General features: G+C 68.8%; 2 protein-coding genes. One reads left to right on the top strand and one right to left on the bottom strand.

From position 1 onward, the window contains the following. Positions 1–12: 12 nt before the first annotated feature. Positions 13–567, bottom strand: coding sequence for a M48 family metallopeptidase (locus ACWC9T_RS41960; protein ID WP_449826270.1), 555 nt, complete (start codon positions 565–567; stop codon positions 13–15). Positions 568–708: 141 nt separating this feature from the next. On the opposite strand from ACWC9T_RS41960, the gene ACWC9T_RS41955 reads away from it, so the two are divergent. Continuing rightward, complete coding sequence (locus ACWC9T_RS41955) at positions 709–870, top strand: hypothetical protein (protein ID WP_030399906.1); 162 nt, start codon at positions 709–711, stop codon at positions 868–870. Positions 871–1,159: the final 289 nt, after the last annotated feature.

Genomic DNA, 1,159 nt, shown 5'->3' with positions numbered 1-1,159 from the left:
AGCTCTTCCTCATCAAGCGTCCCCTCCCCCAGCGCCACCCGCCCGCGAAGGAGTCCGCCATGTCGCTGCTGCCCGGGCCAGCGAGGTCAGGAACAGCAGTATCGTCCGGTAGACCGCGTGCCCGGACAGGGCGTGACCGACCTCGTGCCCGACGACCGCCCGCATCTCCTCCTCGTCGAGGAGTTCGACCAATCCCGTGGTGACCACGACGATCGGCTCGTCCATGCCGATGCACATCGCGTTCGGAACCGGGTCCTGCTTGACGTACATCGCCGGCACCTTCTCCAGGTCCAGGATGTAGCAGGCGTCCCGCAGCATGACGTTCAGATGGGCGAACTGCCGGTCCGAGACACGCACCGAGTCGGACAGGAACAGCAGCCGCAGGCTCCGCTCGGGCAGCAGGCCGCTCAGCGCCTTGAAGACCGTGTCGAAGCCGCTCAGCCTGCGCAGCGCCACCAGCGCGCTGCGGTCGGCCGGATGTTCGTAGGCACGCGAGGAGATCCCGGGGAAGCGCCTGCGCTGCCTGCCGGGCACCTTCTCGTGCCCGTTGTCGTGGCCGTCGGACATCTCATCCCCCATGTACGTCTGTATGACCTGCGTGTGTGCCGGGCCTTTGCGAACCCTTGTGCGGCCCTTTGCGCCCCCGGAGCCGGGACCAGCCTAGGCGGAGATACCGTGGACGGGCAGTACGTCGAAGGAGTCCACGCCATGCAGCACATCCCCCACGCCGACTGGCTCGCCGGGGCCGCGACCGCCGCAGAGCAGCAGGGGCCGGGGAATCTGCTCCGGATCGTCCTGATCGTGATGGTGGTGGGCTGCGTGCTGACCGGGTGGTTCCTGCTGCGGGGGTACAGGCAGAAGGACGACTGAGGAGATCCGGAGGTTCCCCGGGGGCCCGCCCCGGCCCGGCGCCGCCCGGCTCCGTCGGCGGAGTCGGCGTGATCGTCCGCGGGACGCCCGCATACGATGAGCGGACGTCTTGTCCCGCCCACACCGGATAGGTCCTGCAGACAATGAGCCTTCCTCTCAGCGCCGCCCAGTTCGCCACCCTCGCAGCCGAGGGCGGCGAGGGCCACGGCGGCAACCACAACAGCCTCAGCCCCTACGTCACCGGCTTCGGTGCGCTCATCATCCTGCTGCTCCTGCTGTGGATCACGAC

The sequence above is a fragment of the Kitasatospora sp. NPDC001159 genome (assembly GCF_053598235.1).
The sequence above is the reverse complement of the archived record's forward strand: the minus strand, read 5'-3'. Positions and strand labels throughout refer to the sequence as shown.